Below are 17,180 nucleotides of genomic sequence, written 5' to 3'. Positions count from 1 at the left end.
AACAATTAATTAAACATTAATCCATGTTATACACTGTATTCCTTAACAACATTTCGGTACAATACAACTACAACGATTTTAAATGAGGTGATGTTCATGGCAAAGCGCTATGAAAATATGGATAATGTCAGTACAAAAAAATCAATTCGTTCTTTTTTAAGATGGCGTAAAGAACGAAATCTGAACAAAAAAGACTTTTCTTTTTTAGTAGAACAATCACCTGTTAAACAAAATGCATTTTTGCAAAGCAATGTTGAAAAAACGACAGTCACATGGGTGGGCCATTCTACTTTTCTTATCCAAACGAATGGACTTAATATATTAACAGATCCAGTATGGGCAAATAAATTAAAGTTAGTTCCGAGGCTTACTGAACCAGGTCTTACTATACAAGAACTACCTAAAATTGATATAGTCCTTATTTCACACGGTCATTATGATCATTTAGATTTTTCAACTCTTCGTCAGTTAAATGATGATGTTCTATATCTTGTACCTATCGGATTAAAAAAATTATTTACTCGTAAGAAATTTACGCATGTAGAAGAATATAAATGGTGGGAAAGTACGACGATTAATGAAGTTTCTTTTCACTTCGTACCTGCTCAGCACTGGACGAGAAGATCCTTATTTGACATGAATACATCTCACTGGGGTGGATGGATTATTGATAATGAAACGACTTTGGAAACCATTTATTTTTGTGGCGACAGCGGCTATTTCCAGGGTTTCAAAGAGATTGGAAAGCGCTTTTTAATTGATATTGCTCTTATGCCAATTGGCGCTTATGAACCAGAATGGTTTATGAAAGTATCTCATGTTTCCCCTGAAGAAGCAGTACAAGCTTATTTAGATTTAAACGCGACACATTTTATTCCAATGCATTACGGAGCTTTTGCACTTGCTGATGAAACACCTCGCGAGGCAATAACAAAACTTCGAAGTAATTGGAATTTGCGTATGTTACCGTGGGAACAACTGCATGTACTCTTTTTAGGCCAAACTTTTACTTATAATAGCGACACAAATAAAAAACAAGTACAAGAAAAAATCGAAACTTTACAAGTGTAATGTAACTACTTATTTTCTATATCCATCATATAATATAGAAAATCATAAAGGGTGTTTTCTATGAATGAATATTTACAGACTCGCTACATCATTAGCGGGAGCGCCTGTATAGCCCTTCTCATTTCTTACTTTCTATTCACATAAAGTGAAACTTTAATCAGTGGGGGTTGTTCATCATCCTCACTGATTATTAGCCTTCACCAATCGGGCATTTACGGACCGTTGATCTCACACCTAACTTCTTTGCTTTCGCTGAATTTTGAGGTGAGGGTCTTACTGTCCGTTAATGCGGGATAAAAAAGCTACTTGAAATATATTTTCAAGTAGCTTTTTTATTACTCTGCTAAATACATAAATCCAATTGCACCCGGACCTGTATGAGTACTAATAATAGGCGTTGTATAGAAAATTTCTGATTGAGTAAATCCACTCACTTTTTCCACAGCTGCTTTCATACTTTCAGCTAAAGGAATTGCTTTTGCATGCGGAATCGCAACAGCTTTTACAACTTTTCCTGCTGTATCTTGCTCAAATAACTTAGCTAACGTTTTTACAATTTGGCCTTGACTGCGCACTTTCGTTACAGGGTTATAAACACCGTCTTCAAGGCTAGCAATTGGCTTTATATTAAGTAGCGAACCGATAAACGCTTTTCCTTTACCGATACGTCCACCCTTCACTAAGTTTTCTAATGTATCTACCACTACATATAAACGAGTATTCTTTCTCACTTCATCTACACGTTTTAAAATTTCTTCTAGTGAGCGTCCTTCATTTGCCATTTTTGCAGCTTCTATTACTTGATATGCTAAAGCATGTGTAATAAATTGTGAATCAACAACTGTTACTTTTGTATCAGTCATCGATGCAGCACTATTTGCAGTCGCAACAGTACCACTCATTCCACTTGTCATATGGATAGAAAGTACTTCACTTCCATCTTCACCTAGCTTGTCATACATTTCTACAAATGTACCCATAGCTGGTTGTGATGTTTTTGGTAGTTCCTCTGATTTAATCATTTCTTCAATAAACTCATCAGGTTGTAAATCAACGCGATCTAAATATGTTTGTCCATTTACAGAGATTGATAATGGTAAAACATGAATGTCATACTTCTCGATTACATCTTGTGATAAATCTGCCGTTGAATCTGTTACAATTTTAATTTTTTGCATACTATCCTTCTTCCCTTTCCAATACGCTCTCCTTGTTATTATACTAGCATTCCTAATGCTTTCAACAATTTCGAACGAAATTTCATCAAATTAATTATATTTTTATACCTAAAATAAAAAGACAGAGTATTCCTGACTCTGTCCTGCTCTAATTTATGCGTTTTTTTCAAGGGTATTTGTTTTATATACATTTAAATAATCATTCCACTTCAAACATTTTTGTAAATATTCACGGAAAGAATACGAAAATCTTGGGTGCTTTTGTTTTTGAATTTTTGCAATAAATAATTGAAGACGAGACTGAATTAGAAACGATAATGGATGCTGCGCCTGTAGGACAGGGATTTCGAATATTTTAATACAATCCCCTGTTGAATGAGTGAAATAAAAACTTTTCGTAATCACAATATCAATCCTCTTTTTCATTGGATTTTGAACTTCCTCTACTTTACGCTGTAACACGTTGTTTAAAGTGGAGACTCCTTTGAATACAAAAGTATCCTTAGATGATCCCTTTAGTCCTTATGGTTAGTAGATTTATTCTCTATTCATCTCCACCTAATCCATCCCCCGTCCTAATTATCACGTGAGACGGGAATCTCGTTATCCGTAAATTGCTTAATACATTCAGTATAAACTTATAAAGGTGCAAAGTTTGTCTAAATTTTGGAGATTCTATTATTTTTTTCTTCTTTATATTGTATACGTTTATAGCCATAGTATAACAAATAATTAAAAAAGTGCCTTTATAACGAGGCACTTTTCGACTGTATTTCTTCTTCCCTTTTCTTTTTTCGCTTACTAACAATCTTTGATAAGGCAATACTAATTTCATAAATACAAATAAGCGGTACCGCAACTAAACTATGAGATAAAAAATCTGGCGGTGATATACACGAGGCAATGATAATCAATGCTACGTAAGCATACCTTCTTATTTTTATTAGAAACTCCGCCGTAAGTATGCCAATACTCGTTAAAAACATTACCACTACAGGTAATTCAAAAATCACAGCAAATGGAACTGTTAAATTAAGTACAAAATGAAAATACTTTTCTGTCGTAAACATCGTATTAAACATTTCATTACCTATCGTAGTTAAAAAATGAAATAAAAACGGCATTACAATAAAATATCCAAAACTTAAACCTGCAATAAATAATATAGACAATACCGGTATATACATTACAGTCATCTTTTGTTCATTTGGATGTAAACCTGGTTTTACAAATAACCAAATTTGTATAGCAGCAAAAGGAATTGTACAAACGATAGCAAATACTGTAGCAATCGAGAAAAAAATCCACAATACATCACTTGGACCGAGAACAGTTAATTTCATTGGTAAATCTTTTACAAGCCAAAAATAAATATCCTTCGTAAAAGTAAATCCAATAATTAAAAATAATACAAAGGATAACACTGTATAAATTACTCGTTTGCGAAGCTCAACGATATGTTCTACTACACTCATTTCCCGATCTTCCATCTCGTTCACCACACTTTACTTATCCATTACGAGGAAAATCCATTACATTTTTTCTTTCTTTTCCTTCTCTTGAAATGCGTCATCAGTCAATTCTTTCGTTGATTTTTTGAATTCTTTTAACGTTTCCCCTAAAGCCTTTCCGATTTCCGGCAATTTTTTAGGCCCAAATAATATTAGTACAGCTACTAAGATTAAAATTAACCCTGGAAAGCCAATATTTGAAAACATTTCCCCATCCCCTTTATTAGTAGATTTCTTGTCCTACTATTGCATAATTTTATTTTGTCAAAAAAGTTTGAAAACGTCAACAAATCCATCGTCTTTTGTCAAAAAAATTCAAAAATATAATCAATTATACAAATTTCATTTTCTATTGCTCTTGTGTATGATATGGTAAGGGAAATGACATATTATTTCATGATAGTAGAAAGGATTTGCATTATGACTGAAAAAATGACACGAATGACCCAATTTGTAAAAGAAGAAATTGCAAATGCAATTACACATGGTATCGGTGCCATTTTAAGCATCCCTGCCTTAATCATATTGATTATTCATGCTTCTAAGCACGGTACCGCATCAGCTGTTGTTGCATTTACCGTTTATGGTGTAAGCATGTTCTTACTGTACTTGTTTTCAACGTTGCTACATAGCATTCACCATCCAAAAGTAGAAAAATTATTTACTATTTTAGATCACTCAGCCATCTATTTATTAATCGCTGGCACATATACTCCTTTTCTACTCATTACACTTCGTGGACCTTTAGGTTGGACGTTACTCGCAATTATATGGACACTTGCAATTGGCGGTATTGTCTTCAAAATTTTCTTTGTACGCCGTTTTATAAAAGCATCCACTTTATGTTACATCATTATGGGCTGGCTCATAATCGTTGCTATTAAACCACTTTACGAAAATCTAACTGGACATGGTTTTTCACTACTTTTAGCAGGTGGCATTTTATATTCAGTCGGGGCAATCTTCTTCCTTTGGGAAAAGCTACCTTTCAACCATGCCATTTGGCACCTCTTCGTTTTAGGCGGTAGTGCAATGATGTTCTTCTGTGTACTCTTTTACGTCTTACCTGCAGCGTAATAAAAAAGGTTTCAGCTTGATGAAAGCTGAAACCTTTTTTATTACTTATGTAATTGTGATGCGATAACATCCTGTGTATGCTTCGTTAATTCTTTAATATCCATATTCGCATACTCTTCAGGTGTAATCGGCTTAGAAATCGTTACTGTTGCATGAGCTCGTTTCATACGATTTCCATTCGCTTCAAACATTTTATATGTACCATCTAACGTTACAGGTAAGATTGCTACACCAGATTTTACTGCTAGGTGAAAACTACCAGCTTTAAACTCTCCAATTTCGCCACCCTTACTTCTCGTTCCTTCAGGGAAAATTACGATAGAATGTCCATTCTTTAATAGTTCAATTCCATCTTTAATCGCTTGAAGAGATTGACGACGATCATTACGAACCATAAATACACAATTCATAAGTTCCATCCAAGTTGGTACAACTGGAAACTTCTTAATCTCTGCCTTTGAAACGAATCCAATTGGTTTATTTAAGTAACCTAGTAAAACAGGAATATCCATATTACTTTGATGATTACTTACAACTAGTACCGGCTTGTCTTTCGGAACATTTTCAAGCCCTTTTACTTCTACTGCCCCACCAGCAACACGTACCATTTTTTTACCAAACCAATTTGTCGTTTTATATACAGCATTATCTTTTTCTTGCGGTGACATCGTATTTACTTGTTTTTTAAGACGCCACATTCTCGGTGTAATCGCAATTACAATTAAAATTAAATAAAAGATTTTAAAAAACGTTTGAATCATACAGAACCCCCACCTATTATCATTCCGACCTTCATTATACTAGACAAACGAAGGAAAAAGAAGAAAAAATGTCCAAACAACAAGTGTTTGGACATTTTTAAGTATTCTATATTAGAAACGTTTTGCTAATTCACGTGCGTTAGCAATTGCTGCTTCTTTAATTTCTTGTGCTTTTTCAGGATTAGCATTCATACCTTCAACTGCAATATATTCAGTTTCATTTACACCGATGAATCCTAATACTGTTTTCAAGTGATTACGACCGAAGTCTACAGCTGCGTATGCTCCTTCAGAATAAACGCCACCTGTTGCTTGAATGTGAAGTGCTTTTTTGCCTTCTAATAAGCCAACTGGACCATTTTCAGTATATTTGAATGTTTTACCTGCAATTGCTAAGTTATCTAAGTATGCTTTTACTACTGGTGGATAGCTAAAGTTCCACATTGGAGTTACGAATACATAACGATCTGCATGCATAAATGTTTCTAAGTTTGTGTTCATTGCTGCAACTTTTTGTTGTTGAACTTCTGTTAAAGTTTCAAAGCCTTCACCTGCTGCAAATTTACCCCAAGCAGCAAATACATCAGCATCAATTGCTGGTACAGTCGTATTGAATAAATCAACTGTTACAACTTCGTCTTGTGGATGCTCGTTTTTATAAGCTTCGATGAAAGCTTCTCCTACTGCCATTCCGAAAGAACCTTCTGCTGAATTTGGATTTGCTGTGATAAATAGTACTTTTGTCATTGTATTCTCTCCCTTTAATTTTATCTTTAATTTGAGATTTATAATTCGAAAGTAAATAACTTACCTTATGTAAGTATAATACAAAATCTCTCGCTTCATGTCAATAAAAAATAGCTACTTTTTTTTCGTAAGTTAATAAGTTGTTTTGTAATCTATAAATTATATATTTCCATTTAAAATGTTAACTAAATAAAAAACTACCTCCATATTTCATGGAGATAGTCCTTCATCAACCTTTATTTTTGAAAAATATGTTTCACTTTTTCAGCTGGAATGTTACTTCCACCTCTACCTTTTACATCTTCAATCATCATTGTAATGACCATATCAGGTGCATTTAAATCAAATGCAGCGAACCAGCCTAGTTCTTTTCCTTCGGCCTCTTTAGATACTTTTAATTCCGCTGTACCTGTTTTTCCAGCAAGGGTCATACCATCAATTTTAGCAATTTTCCCTGTACCATCCGGATCATTAATTACTTTAGTCATAGCAGTTTTTAATATATCCTGATTTCCTTTTGAAATGACATTTTCTTTCCAAGCTTTTGGTTGTTTATCTGTTTTAATGATATATGGTGACGGAATTGTTCCATCATTTACAATTGGTGCATATGTTAAAGCTAGATGAAGAGGAGTCATTAACACTTGTCCTTGACCATATCCTGTATCTGCCATTTGAATATCATTTTTAATACCATCATTTGCGATTTTAGAAGCTGGGAATCCATATTCAATTGGTAATTTCTCATCGAATCCGAATTTTTTCGCTTCACTCATAAATTTATCTTTTCCGATTTTTAAAGCTTCTTGTGCGAAGTAAATATTATCCGAATATTTCATTGCCTTATCCAAATCAATCGGATTTGCATCTTTCACACGTGTTACGTAATAATTGCCCCAAGAAGAATCTTTTGTCCATTTCAATCCTTCAATTTTCAATTCTTCTTTTGGATCAATCGTTTTCGTTTCAAGACCGATTGCAGCTGTAATTGGCTTAAATACAGAACCTGGTACCGATAATTGTGTAAATCGGTTCGTCATCGGTTTTTTCGGATCATTATTCCAAGCTTCACGTTGTGCTTTCGATGTTCCTCGTGCAATTAAATTAGGATCATATGCTGGACTACTTACAAGTGCAATTGTTTCTCCACTTTTCGGATTAATTGCCGCACTTGAACCAGCTTCGCCCTTCATTTCATTATACGTTTTTTCTTGAACAGCACTATCGATAGTTAAAGTTACATTTTCTCCATCAACAGCTTCTGTTTTTGCTAAATTTTTAATTTCTTTTCCTTGTGCATCTTCTACAAAGACACGGCCACCTTTTTTACCGCGTAGCTTTTCTTCCAATACTTGCTCTAATCCAGCTTTACCAACTGGCTCATCAGCTTGGTAGCCTTTCTTTTGTAGCGTTTTTAAATCTTCAGCATTTACCTTTCCGATATAACCAGTTAGATGAGCTGCCGCTTCCCCTAACGGATATGTACGAACATTTACAGGTTTTGTTGCAACACCAGGTAAATCAATATACGTATTTTGCGTTGCCCCTTCAGGTAAAATTCCAATTGGTACAAGATACCCTGGTTTTACCCATTTAGCAGTTAGTTTTTGATCAATTTCTTCTACAGACATATTTAACAACTTAGCTACTGCTTCTTTCGTTTGCGGAGCAGTTTCATCTAATTTTTCTGGAACGATTCCGATCTCAGAAGCTTTCCCATTCGTCGCCAGACCTTTTCCATTACGATCGTATATTTCACCACGTTTTGGCTCTGTTGTTTGCATACGCACTTTACTATCTTTTGTCATGCCAGGGAAAATGAAATCAGGTGTCCAATCTATTTTCCAAGATTCTTTATCTCCATCTTTTTCTTTCACCATTTTTGCTTCATGACCAAAAGTGATTTTACCACCAACTGTATCCATGCTTACTTTAAAAGGAACAGGGCCTTCATCTTTTTTATCTTCTTTTACTTCCCCTGTTTCTACCTTTAAGTCTTTCACTTCAATACCAGAATAAATTTTTTCATATTTCTCAGTAAACTCTTTCTTGGAAATATCTTTTTTTGCATTTTCTGATAATTGATCGTACATATCTGTAAATTTTTGTTTATTCCATGATTTTACATATGTATCAAACGCTTCTTGTGGTTTTTCTTCTTTACCACATCCAACTAACATGAATGTTAAGCAAAGAAAAAGAATCCCCCATATTTTTCTCAACTGATTCTCCTCCTCTTTCTATAGTAATACTTTTGAAAATTTTAGCATTTTTCACATGCTACCTTTCATTATAGCATTATTGAATACCATCTATAAACTTACATTTATAAATACAAATAAAAAAATTGATGCGAATACTCACATCAATTTTTATTATTATTGTTGTTTCTCGTATACATGGTAATAATACGTATACGGATTTTTTTCATCCGTTAAACCTTTTTCTACAAAAATCTCTTTCCAATTTGTCATATCCATTTCTGGGAAGAATGTGTCTCCTTCAAATGCATAGTGGATTTTTGTTATATATAACTTGTCTACATACGGTAAAAAGAGATCATAAATTTGCGCTCCGCCAAAAATAAAAATCTCTTCTTCATTTTTACATAGTTCAAACACTTCTTCTACAGTATGAGCTACTTCGCAGCCTTCTACATGATACCCTTCATTACGAGTTACAATAATATTACGTCTTCCAGGCAATGGTCTACCAATTGCTTCATAGTTTTTTCTCCCCATAATAAGTGGGTGACCCATCGTCGTTTTCTTTACATACTGTAATTCACTCGGTAAACGCCAAGGTAAGTTATTATCTTTACCAATTACTCTATTCTCGTCCATTGCGACCATAAATGAAACAATCATCTTGTCATCTCCTCTACAATTACACTGCAACCGGTGCTTTAATCGCTGGGTGTGGATCATATCCTTCAATCGTTAAATCTTCCATCTCAAAATCAAACACAGATTTCACATCTGGATTTAATGTAAGTTTCGGGAACGGACGTGGTTCACGTGCCAATTGTTTTTCTACTTGTTCAAAATGATTCGTATAAATATGCGCATCTCCAATTGTATGAACAAATTCTCCTACTTCAAGACCACATTCATGTGCAATTAAATGTGTTAGTAGTGAATAACTTGCGATGTTAAATGGAATCCCAAGGAAGATGTCGCCACTTCTTTGATATAGCTGACAAGAAAGTTTTCCGTCCGCTACATAAAATTGGAATAGCGTATGACAAGGCGGTAATGCCATACTCGGTACGTCTTCAGGATTCCAAGCAGAAACGATTAGGCGACGTGAATCTGGCGTTTTTTTAATCATTTCAATTACATCTTTTAGTTGATCCAGTGTTTCACCAGCCGTCGTTTTCCAAGCACGCCATTGCTTGCCATATACGTCTCCTAAGTAGCCATATTTATTCGAAAAATCATCATCTTCTAAAACATTCTTTTTAAATAGGTCCATTTGCTCATCATATTGCACTTTAAATTCCTCATCTTGTTGTGAGCGAAGACCGAAATCTGTCATATCAGGCCCAGTATACTCGTCACTTTCTACCCAGCTCTTAAATGCCCATTCATTCCAAATGTTATTATTATGCTGCAATAAATAGCGAATGTTTGTATCACCTTTCATAAACCAAAGTAGTTCACTTGCTACAAGGCGAAATGGTACTCTCTTTGTCGTTAATAAAGGAAATCCTTTACTCAGATCAAAACGCATTTGATATCCAAATACAGATACAGTTCCTGTCCCTGTACGATCTTCTTTCTTCGTACCGTGCTCCATTACATGGCGGCATAAATTTAAGTATTCATATTCAGCATGTTTCATATGTAGAAAAACCTTCTTTCAATCTTATATGAAATTTATCATAACATGAAAAACAACAAATTTAATAATCTTGATAAATAAAAATTATTTTCAGTAATTCTTACAAAATTATTAACTTTCCATATTTAAAAAGGTTTTCATTTTCTATTACCGAAAGTATAGTGCGGTAGGACAAAATTTAAATTTGGAGGTTAGAAGTATGTCTAAAATTGAAACTCCTGTTATGACTTCGTTACAAACTACGGTTGAAAAAATGATGAAGGATTTAAAAGTTCCTGGTGCTGCTGTAACTGTTATAAAAGACGGTGAAGTTATTCTTTCAGAAGGTTTCGGCTATCGAAATATAGAAACAAAAGAGGCTGTTACACCGAGCACCCGGTTCGCAATCGGTTCCTCAACGAAAGCTTTTGGCACACTTTCATTAAGCTTGTTAGCACAGCAAAAAAAGTTTAATTGGGATACTCCTGTCCAGTCTTATATACCTAACTTCTCTTTATGTGAACTACTTGCTACCTCACAAGTTACAGGACGGGATTTAGCCTCTCACCGCACTGGAGTGAGTCGTCATGATGCTCTTTGGTACAGCTCTTCCTTATCTCGAAAAGATCTCGTTGAAAAAATAAAACATTTACCACTTGATGCACCGTTCCGAACAGCATTTTTATATAACAACTTAATGTATGCGACAATTAGCTGCATTGTTGAAAACATTACAAATCAAACGTGGGAGCAATACGTTACAGAACATATTTTAGAACCTTTAAATATGAGGCATACAAACTTCTCTGTTACAGATTCACAAATTACAGAGGATTATGCTTTACCTTACATTGAAAAAGACGGTGAAATAAAAGAAGTTCCATTCCGTAACATCGATACAGTTGGCGCTGCTGGGTGTATTAATTCTACAATTGAAGATATGGCAAATTGGGTACTTCTTCACTTAAACAAAGGAAAGTTTGGAGATCATGAATTAATCTCCTCTGAATTATTACAACAAATGTATACACCACACAATTCAATTCCAGATCAACCAGTTCTATCACTCCCTGAATCTCCATTAAATAGTTACGGCCTCGGTTGGTTTATTAGCGCTTATCGTGGTAACAAAGTGATTCATCATGGCGGTAATATTGATGGATTTTCGGCACTTGTTTCATTCATGCCAAAAGAAAATGTAGGTCTTGTCATTTTAACGAATGCTGGAGGCACATTACTTCCTACTTATCTTGCTAACCAAATTTATGACGAGCTACTTGAATTAGAAGGCATCGATTGGCATAAACGTGCTGCAGAAGATACTGAAAAAATGAAGGAAATGATGAAAGAAGCAACTGAATCCCTTCCTGAGCAAATTAAAGAGACTACACCTTCTCACAAATTAGAGGATTATACTGGTACTTTCGAACATCCTGCATACGGAACATTACAAGTATACAAGCGAGATGATTCATTATTTGTGCAATTCATGGAAATGGACATTCAATTAACACATCATCATTACGACATCTTCTCTGCAAAAGTTGACTTATTCCGAATGAAAATGAGTTTATTATTCGCTTATGAAATGAGTGTGAGTGGTGAATTTCCATCCCTTCAGTTACATGTGCCAGCTACGTTAAGTACTCAGCCGCTTATATTTAAGAAAATTAAATAAGTATTTTGATGGTAAAAAATAAAGATAGGTGCGAATTACACCTATCTTTTCTATTTCATATCAATCTTATCTGATTGAAACCAAATCGGCTTCGATAACTCAAAGTTATTATGATCCTCTAAAACTATAATAAGACGCTCTAACATATCATCTAACATATGCGGTGCTGCTCGTAATGTCCAGACAACTGATGAGAAAACTGTCATGCCGACGTACACCGCATATAATTTCCAGAACTCCTCTGGTATTCTCCTATTAAAGTATCCTTCTATTTGTCCGATTGAATACGGAATACTAATGTCTCTTGCAAATAGTGCAATTTTTACAAAATCATGAAGTGGGTCGCCCCAGTCATAACCATTAAAATCAACAACACCTACATATTTCCCATCCCGCACAATTATATTTTCTAAATGAAAATCATCGTGTTGAAATCGATTTGGGCGGTTTTGTACATACATTTCATTTTCATCTATAAACTTAATGATTTTATCATCATTTTTTATTTTTATTCCGCATGTTTTGTATGCCTCTAAATATTTTCGATGTTTTTTCATGGCTCTTTCATACCATGGAAGTATACCCTTAGGAGCTTCATATGTATGCATTTTTGCTAAATCTTTTCCTGCTTCTATACCAATATCATATTGTTCTTTTAGTGTATATGTAGGCAACAATTTTTTCGCATCTTCTCCTTCTATATACGAAAAAACACCGTAGCATAAACCTTCTTCTTCCAACAAACCCATTTCAATTGGCCTTTGTGCTTGCACACTACGTTTTTGCATTTCATTTAAAATTTGAAACTCTATTTTCTTTCTTTCAAACTCTTTTATATCGCCTGTCCGTAACAAATACTTTTCATCTTTAATAGTCGTAATGATATATTTTTTATCAGGTGAGAAACCTTTAGAAATTTCTTCAATATTTGCTGCATCCTTTACTATTTGTATATTGTTTTGCCGTGCTGCAATTGTCTTCATGTTTATTCCCCTTACATTTCTACATTTGGTGTATACGCTACTTCTATAATAAATCCATTCGGATCGTAAAAATCAACCGTATAGTATCCGTCCGAATAATGATTCATTTCTATCGGACCACGTATTACCTTCACTTTTGTACTAGCAAGAAAATCTGCTACTTCATCAACTATTTCTCTACGAATAGCTTGATAACAAATATGTCTAGGCCCTAAAGTCCTTACAATTTCCCCGTCCACCTCTTTAAAATATATTTCACTTTCTCCCGTACTATATGCTACTTCATTTAACTTTCTCCATCCAATTATCGAAAACAATTTATCATAAAAAGAAATAGACTCCTCTAAATTCGCGACCCAAAATTCAATATGATGAATACCTGCTCGAAGTGTATTCATATTAAGAATGTGCCCCTTGTACGACTTGTACAATTTCCATAGGCGTATGAACCATATAATCTGGTGCATCTTTTTTCACTGTTTCAATGACATCATACCCCCAAGATACCCAAATTACGTTCACACCAGCCTTTTTACACGCTGCTATATCTCGCTGTTCATCACCGACATATAACATTTCTTGCTCTGTTATTTTTTTTGATTTTAAAAACCTTCTTATCATTTTGTCTTTACCGAACAAATTTTTAGAACAATACACTTCTTGAATATTTTCGATACCATTATTATGTAAAAACGCCCGAATATGCTCTTCTGAGTTAGAGGATATGACGGCAATCCCGTAGCCTTTTTTATGTAATTCATCTAATACATCCTTCATCCCATGGAACAAAACGAGATCTTTTATAGCTGGTTGATATAATTTATAAAACTCTAACGCTAATATCGGTAGTTTATACAGTGGTACATCGAGTTGTTTACATCTCTCGGGCATCGTTAATTTACGTAAATGCTCAATTTCTTCTTCCCTTACTGTTTTATAACCATGCTTTTCAGCTATTTGATTATAGATCGGTACAAATATATTTTGTGAATCTACTAATGTGCCATCAAAGTCAAAAACAATATATTTTTGCATTTCCATACTCCCTTTTCTTCTTTTTTCCTAAACATATGTTATTCAACAACATAGTTGTCTTACCCTTTTATCAACAAAAAAAGAACAAGATTTTCTCTTGTTCTTTTTAAGAAAGCCATTTTGGCGGTACATTCGTATTCCAATAAATATTTCCTAGTTCATGATGTCCAGAGTATCCATCATCAAAACGATGATAATGGAAATTGAAATAATAACCATCTTGCGGTGGATGATCTCTTCTTACATGAAATCGTAGTAAGTCATTTCCAGATTTCGTATCGTAAACGTGAAAAATCTTTTCATTATTTCCACCAGCTGGTTTCTGAGAAATCGATAATGATTGTAACGATTCCTCTGGAACATCATTGGCAAGCTCAGCAATTGCCTCTTCAATTTTCGGTAATATTACATCTTTAAACTCATCTTCAATTACTGGACCAATTTTAGTTCCAAACTTTTGCATCGACTGCTTCTCTGCTTCTTGCATTGCATAAGTAATAAAAATATCGGTGGTTAACCTGTCATTCGTTTCTTCATATGTATAGGACGTACTCTCCAAATTTTGTTGCCCAGCTGTGCTCGTAGGCTTGTCCGCAGCTTTGGCATTATCAAGCAATATGGAAGGAGGCGTCACTAAACCAAATGTAAATACGGTAATTAATGCGACTAAGGTTTTTCTAAACCAATTTGGCATTTATGTTCCCTCCCCTTTCACTCATTATATTTTATCCCGCATTAACGGGCAAGTAAGACCCCCACCTCAAAATTCAGCGAAGGCAAAGAAGTTAGGCGGGGGATCAACTGCCCGTAAAAGCCCGATTGGTGAAGGCTAATAATCAGTAGGGATGAAGAAAACCCCCACTGATTAAAGTTTCACTTTATATAACGGTTGTTTCTTCTATTATACAAAATGATTGTAATTTTTGCACTTTACAATTTTGTTAACGTTCACATATTTTTCACTTGAATATGAAATTGTAAGATTTCATACAATAAAATACAACAACAATAAGGAGGCGACCAAATGACTTTAGATGTCATGTATTCCGCCGCAAGCATACTCGTTTTAGTATATTTTATTTATCAATGTGTGACAGATTAGAAAAAGAGCCATTTTCGGCTCTTTTTCTATGGTAAAAATACAATCCAACCAATCCATACTATAAAAATAATCCCGGCAATTACAGCTGGTAATAAATAAAAATGAAGAAGTATAACTATCTATATATCATTATAAAATATTTATTTTCATAGCAGGAAAAAACATTTTTTAACAGAATATTAAATGTTTGATTACATTTTATTGGAGTGAATAATATGTCTTTTCAAATTCGTGAAGCGACGATAGATGATATAGATGCACTTTGTTCTTTAACGAAAGAATTAAAAGGTTCCTCTATTTCCTATGAAGATATGAACAACCGCTTGCAATTCGTACAAATGAGTCCTTTTGATTTTTTATATGTTTATGTGGAAGAAGAAACTATATTTGGATTACTCGGGTTTCGTATACGCGAAAATTTAGAAGATGTAACTCGTTATGGAGAAATTTCAATTATTAGCGTCGATTCTACAATACGGCGGAAAGGCATTGGACAGGTGTTAATGGATTATGCAGAACAATTAGCAAAGAAGCATCATTGCATTGGAACATGGCTAGTTAGTGGAACAAAAAGAGTAGAAGCACATCCTTTTTACAAAAAATTAGGTTATGAAGTAAATGGATATCGATTTGTAAAACATTTTTAAACTACTTTTTACTTGAAGGGACTATAAATATGACAAACATTAAAGCAATTTTCATTGATCGTGACGGTACAATTGGCGGCGACACTACAATACATTACCCTGGTTCTTTTACATTATTCCCCTTTACAAAAGCAGCTCTGCAAAAAATAAAAGCTCAAAATATAAAAATTTTCTCTTTCACAAATCAACCAGGTATCGCGGATGGAATAGCGACTGTAGCTGATTTTGTGCAAGAATTAAAAGGTTTCGGTTTTGATGATATTTACGTTTGTCCTCATAAACATGGTGATGGCTGTGAATGCCGTAAACCAAGTACAGGCATGCTTCTAAAAGCAGCGGAAAAACATGGGCTTGATTTAACACAATGTGCTGTAGTTGGTGATCGTTGGACTGATATTGTGGCAGGTGAAAAAGTGAATGCGACAACAATATTAGTACGAACAGGCGCTGGATACGATGCTTTACATACGTACCGAGACAGGTGGGCACATATTGAGCCAAACTACATTGCAGAAAACTTTGAAGATGCAACAAACTGGATTTTAAATCAACTATAATACAATTTAAAAGAGACGTTTTCATTTTGAAAACGTCTCTTTTAATCTTACATTTTTTAAAATGTTAATTCATAATGGAAATAACGATTATCTCTTAAATAACCATTTTCAGCGTATAATCGCTGTGCTGATAAATTATCAATCTCTGTTTGTAATTTTACACCTTTTGCGCCATTTTCTAATGCGAATTTTTTAGCAGCTTCTAATAATTTTTTACCTGTTCCAGTTCCGCGCTTCGCGGCTTGTACAAACAGATCATTTAAAATCCATAATTCTTTCATTGAAATGGAAGAAAATGATGGATATAGTTGCGTGAATCCAATATATTCACCGTCTTCAACTGCTACGAAAATAACGGATTCTTTTCTCTCGATACGATTTTGTAAAAATACTTTTGCACCATCTAAATCGGAATCTTGTCGGTAAAACATACGATAGTTATTAAAAACTGATGCTAGTCCATCTAAATCTGCAATTGTTGCCTCATATATTCTCATTTTACTCCATTCCCCTTCCAATACTGTCTCATTATATCCGTTACCCATTTAGGCTGTAGAATTTCTTCTTTCGGCATAAACTCTTTCATTACCGGCTTTATATCCAATATAGGGGTGCCATCAATAGCATCTAATCCCTCAACAATAATTGATTTACCGTCTCTTTTTATCACTTTTACAATTGTTACACCTAAGCGATTCGGGCGATTTTTCCCGCGCTGTGCAAAAATGCCTACGTTAGGATAATCATTATTATTTCTAGGATTTCTAGCAACATATTGAATTTGTTCATCCGTTACTTTATGAAAATAAAAAACAACTTCAATATGAGAAAATTCTTCAATCCCTTGTATACTTTCCTCTGTATACAATTCAGTTAAAGTAATACAGGATCTTACTTCTCCCCATTCGTCATCTTTTATTTCCTTTCTTTCATTATGTACAAATGCGATTGGTTGAACTGAAAACATACGCATCCCCCTTAAATGTAACCACTTACATTATAAAATATTTT

The 17,180-nt window shown here is 34.2% G+C and carries 20 protein-coding genes; 5 read left to right on the top strand and 15 right to left on the bottom strand.

The features are described from left to right. The first annotated feature begins 96 nt into the window (after nucleotides 1-96). A complete protein-coding gene (locus JDS98_RS08930; RefSeq protein ID WP_098184365.1) occupies nucleotides 97-1,071 on the top strand; it encodes an MBL fold metallo-hydrolase in 975 nt (324 codons plus the stop codon). Nucleotides 1,072-1,406: 335 nt separating this feature from the next. Here the strand turns inward: JDS98_RS08930 and JDS98_RS08925 are convergent, their stop codons facing one another. The 4 genes from JDS98_RS08925 to JDS98_RS08910 all read right to left on the bottom strand — a co-directional run bounded on the left by JDS98_RS08925 (nucleotide 1,407) and on the right by JDS98_RS08910 (nucleotide 3,967). After that, entirely contained in the window at nucleotides 1,407-2,249 is an 843-nt protein-coding gene (locus tag JDS98_RS08925; protein ID WP_001169475.1) for a DegV family protein, read from the bottom strand. A gap of 153 nt (nucleotides 2,250-2,402) precedes the next feature. Continuing rightward, nucleotides 2,403-2,654, bottom strand: a complete 252-nt coding sequence (locus JDS98_RS08920) for a DUF2535 family protein (protein WP_000629011.1) — start codon at nucleotides 2,652-2,654, stop codon at nucleotides 2,403-2,405. Between the two features lie 341 nt (nucleotides 2,655-2,995). Then, nucleotides 2,996-3,739, bottom strand: a complete 744-nt coding sequence (gene tatC / locus JDS98_RS08915; protein WP_000390131.1) for a twin-arginine translocase subunit TatC — start codon at nucleotides 3,737-3,739, stop codon at nucleotides 2,996-2,998. A 42-nt stretch (nucleotides 3,740-3,781) separates the two neighbouring features. Further along, nucleotides 3,782-3,967 (bottom strand): twin-arginine translocase TatA/TatE family subunit, encoded by a 186-nt coding sequence (locus tag JDS98_RS08910; protein WP_000492443.1) that lies wholly within the window; start codon nucleotides 3,965-3,967, stop codon nucleotides 3,782-3,784. A 213-nt stretch (nucleotides 3,968-4,180) separates the two neighbouring features. Between JDS98_RS08910 and trhA the strand changes: the two genes are divergently transcribed. Further along, nucleotides 4,181-4,837 carry a PAQR family membrane homeostasis protein TrhA gene (gene trhA, locus JDS98_RS08905; protein WP_087971298.1) on the top strand — a complete coding sequence of 219 codons (657 nt, stop codon included), beginning with the start codon at nucleotides 4,181-4,183 and terminating at the stop codon, nucleotides 4,835-4,837. Nucleotides 4,838-4,878: 41 nt separating this feature from the next. Here the strand turns inward: trhA and JDS98_RS08900 are convergent, their stop codons facing one another. The 5 genes from JDS98_RS08900 to JDS98_RS08880 all read right to left on the bottom strand — a co-directional run bounded on the left by JDS98_RS08900 (nucleotide 4,879) and on the right by JDS98_RS08880 (nucleotide 10,188). After that, entirely contained in the window at nucleotides 4,879-5,598 is a 720-nt protein-coding gene (locus tag JDS98_RS08900; protein WP_000616566.1) for a lysophospholipid acyltransferase family protein, read from the bottom strand. 111 nt (nucleotides 5,599-5,709) lie between these two features. Beyond that, on the bottom strand, nucleotides 5,710-6,345 hold the full coding sequence (locus JDS98_RS08895) for an FMN-dependent NADH-azoreductase (RefSeq protein WP_000170037.1): 636 nt from the start codon (nucleotides 6,343-6,345) through the stop codon (nucleotides 5,710-5,712). A 236-nt stretch (nucleotides 6,346-6,581) separates the two neighbouring features. Beyond that, on the bottom strand, nucleotides 6,582-8,567 hold the full coding sequence (pbpC, locus tag JDS98_RS08890; protein ID WP_098911650.1) for a penicillin-binding protein 3: 1,986 nt from the start codon (nucleotides 8,565-8,567) through the stop codon (nucleotides 6,582-6,584). 156 nt (nucleotides 8,568-8,723) lie between these two features. Next, a complete protein-coding gene (locus JDS98_RS08885; protein ID WP_097953481.1) occupies nucleotides 8,724-9,212 on the bottom strand; it encodes a dihydrofolate reductase in 489 nt (162 codons plus the stop codon). A gap of 19 nt (nucleotides 9,213-9,231) precedes the next feature. Next, a complete protein-coding gene (locus JDS98_RS08880; RefSeq protein WP_000679621.1) occupies nucleotides 9,232-10,188 on the bottom strand; it encodes a thymidylate synthase in 957 nt (318 codons plus the stop codon). Nucleotides 10,189-10,387: 199 nt separating this feature from the next. Here JDS98_RS08880 and JDS98_RS08875 point away from each other — a divergent pair, with 199 nt between their 5' ends. Continuing rightward, nucleotides 10,388-11,845, top strand: coding sequence for a serine hydrolase (locus JDS98_RS08875; protein ID WP_097956809.1), 1,458 nt, complete (start codon nucleotides 10,388-10,390; stop codon nucleotides 11,843-11,845). 50 nt (nucleotides 11,846-11,895) lie between these two features. On the opposite strand, the gene JDS98_RS08870 is transcribed toward JDS98_RS08875, so the two are convergent. From JDS98_RS08870 to JDS98_RS08855, 4 genes are all read right to left on the bottom strand, one after another. Continuing rightward, nucleotides 11,896-12,828: an aminoglycoside phosphotransferase family protein gene (locus tag JDS98_RS08870; protein WP_097956810.1), complete on the bottom strand. Its 933-nt coding sequence runs from the start codon at nucleotides 12,826-12,828 to the stop codon at nucleotides 11,896-11,898. An 11-nt stretch (nucleotides 12,829-12,839) separates the two neighbouring features. Next, nucleotides 12,840-13,226 carry a VOC family protein gene (locus JDS98_RS08865; RefSeq protein ID WP_001094651.1) on the bottom strand — a complete coding sequence of 129 codons (387 nt, stop codon included), beginning with the start codon at nucleotides 13,224-13,226 and terminating at the stop codon, nucleotides 12,840-12,842. Nucleotide 13,227: 1 nt separating this feature from the next. Further along, nucleotides 13,228-13,863: an HAD family hydrolase gene (locus tag JDS98_RS08860; protein ID WP_199633803.1), complete on the bottom strand. Its 636-nt coding sequence runs from the start codon at nucleotides 13,861-13,863 to the stop codon at nucleotides 13,228-13,230. Nucleotides 13,864-13,969: 106 nt separating this feature from the next. Continuing rightward, nucleotides 13,970-14,557 (bottom strand): YpjP family protein, encoded by a 588-nt coding sequence (locus JDS98_RS08855; RefSeq protein ID WP_097956811.1) that lies wholly within the window; start codon nucleotides 14,555-14,557, stop codon nucleotides 13,970-13,972. 623 nt (nucleotides 14,558-15,180) lie between these two features. On the opposite strand from JDS98_RS08855, the gene JDS98_RS08850 reads away from it, so the two are divergent. Beyond that, nucleotides 15,181-15,612 (top strand): GNAT family N-acetyltransferase, encoded by a 432-nt coding sequence (locus JDS98_RS08850; RefSeq protein WP_000009785.1) that lies wholly within the window; start codon nucleotides 15,181-15,183, stop codon nucleotides 15,610-15,612. Between the two features lie 29 nt (nucleotides 15,613-15,641). Next, a complete protein-coding gene (locus JDS98_RS08845) occupies nucleotides 15,642-16,169 on the top strand; it encodes an HAD-IIIA family hydrolase (protein ID WP_000181775.1) in 528 nt (175 codons plus the stop codon). Nucleotides 16,170-16,225: 56 nt separating this feature from the next. On the opposite strand, the gene JDS98_RS08840 is transcribed toward JDS98_RS08845, so the two are convergent. Beyond that, on the bottom strand, nucleotides 16,226-16,666 hold the full coding sequence (locus JDS98_RS08840) for a GNAT family N-acetyltransferase (RefSeq protein WP_001223858.1): 441 nt from the start codon (nucleotides 16,664-16,666) through the stop codon (nucleotides 16,226-16,228). Further along, the gene (locus tag JDS98_RS08835; protein ID WP_097956816.1) at nucleotides 16,663-17,136 is read right to left on the bottom strand and encodes an SAM-dependent methyltransferase; all 474 of its coding nucleotides are present in this window, start codon (nucleotides 17,134-17,136) and stop codon (nucleotides 16,663-16,665) included. Before JDS98_RS08835 ends, JDS98_RS08840 begins: the two co-directional genes overlap by 4 nt. Between the last annotated feature and the right edge of the window lie 44 nt (nucleotides 17,137-17,180).

Source organism: Bacillus cereus group sp. N11, from assembly GCF_016483605.1.
In the GTDB taxonomy this organism is placed as follows: Bacteria; Bacillota; Bacilli; order Bacillales; family Bacillaceae_G; genus Bacillus_A; species Bacillus_A toyonensis.
The sequence above is the reverse complement of the archived record's forward strand: the minus strand, read 5'-3'. Positions and strand labels throughout refer to the sequence as shown.

Coding starts and splice junctions, on each gene's coding strand:
- JDS98_RS08845 (WP_000181775.1), top strand. CDS start 15,642: ATGACAAACATTAAAGCAATTTTCATTGATCGTGACGGTACAATTGGC.
- JDS98_RS08880 (WP_000679621.1), bottom strand. CDS start 10,188: ATGAAACATGCTGAATATGAATACTTAAATTTATGCCGCCATGTAATG.
- JDS98_RS08885 (WP_097953481.1), bottom strand. CDS start 9,212: ATGATTGTTTCATTTATGGTCGCAATGGACGAGAATAGAGTAATTGGT.
- JDS98_RS08855 (WP_097956811.1), bottom strand. CDS start 14,557: ATGCCAAATTGGTTTAGAAAAACCTTAGTCGCATTAATTACCGTATTT.
- JDS98_RS08860 (WP_199633803.1), bottom strand. CDS start 13,863: ATGCAAAAATATATTGTTTTTGACTTTGATGGCACATTAGTAGATTCA.
- JDS98_RS08910 (WP_000492443.1), bottom strand. CDS start 3,967: ATGTTTTCAAATATTGGCTTTCCAGGGTTAATTTTAATCTTAGTAGCT.
- JDS98_RS08850 (WP_000009785.1), top strand. CDS start 15,181: ATGTCTTTTCAAATTCGTGAAGCGACGATAGATGATATAGATGCACTT.
- JDS98_RS08875 (WP_097956809.1), top strand. CDS start 10,388: ATGTCTAAAATTGAAACTCCTGTTATGACTTCGTTACAAACTACGGTT.
- JDS98_RS08870 (WP_097956810.1), bottom strand. CDS start 12,828: ATGAAGACAATTGCAGCACGGCAAAACAATATACAAATAGTAAAGGAT.
- JDS98_RS08895 (WP_000170037.1), bottom strand. CDS start 6,345: ATGACAAAAGTACTATTTATCACAGCAAATCCAAATTCAGCAGAAGGT.
- JDS98_RS08930 (WP_098184365.1), top strand. CDS start 97: ATGGCAAAGCGCTATGAAAATATGGATAATGTCAGTACAAAAAAATCA.
- JDS98_RS08835 (WP_097956816.1), bottom strand. CDS start 17,136: ATGTTTTCAGTTCAACCAATCGCATTTGTACATAATGAAAGAAAGGAA.
- JDS98_RS08840 (WP_001223858.1), bottom strand. CDS start 16,666: ATGAGAATATATGAGGCAACAATTGCAGATTTAGATGGACTAGCATCA.
- tatC (WP_000390131.1), bottom strand. CDS start 3,739: ATGGAAGATCGGGAAATGAGTGTAGTAGAACATATCGTTGAGCTTCGC.
- JDS98_RS08900 (WP_000616566.1), bottom strand. CDS start 5,598: ATGATTCAAACGTTTTTTAAAATCTTTTATTTAATTTTAATTGTAATT.
- JDS98_RS08865 (WP_001094651.1), bottom strand. CDS start 13,226: ATGAATACACTTCGAGCAGGTATTCATCATATTGAATTTTGGGTCGCG.
- JDS98_RS08925 (WP_001169475.1), bottom strand. CDS start 2,249: ATGCAAAAAATTAAAATTGTAACAGATTCAACGGCAGATTTATCACAA.
- trhA (WP_087971298.1), top strand. CDS start 4,181: ATGACTGAAAAAATGACACGAATGACCCAATTTGTAAAAGAAGAAATT.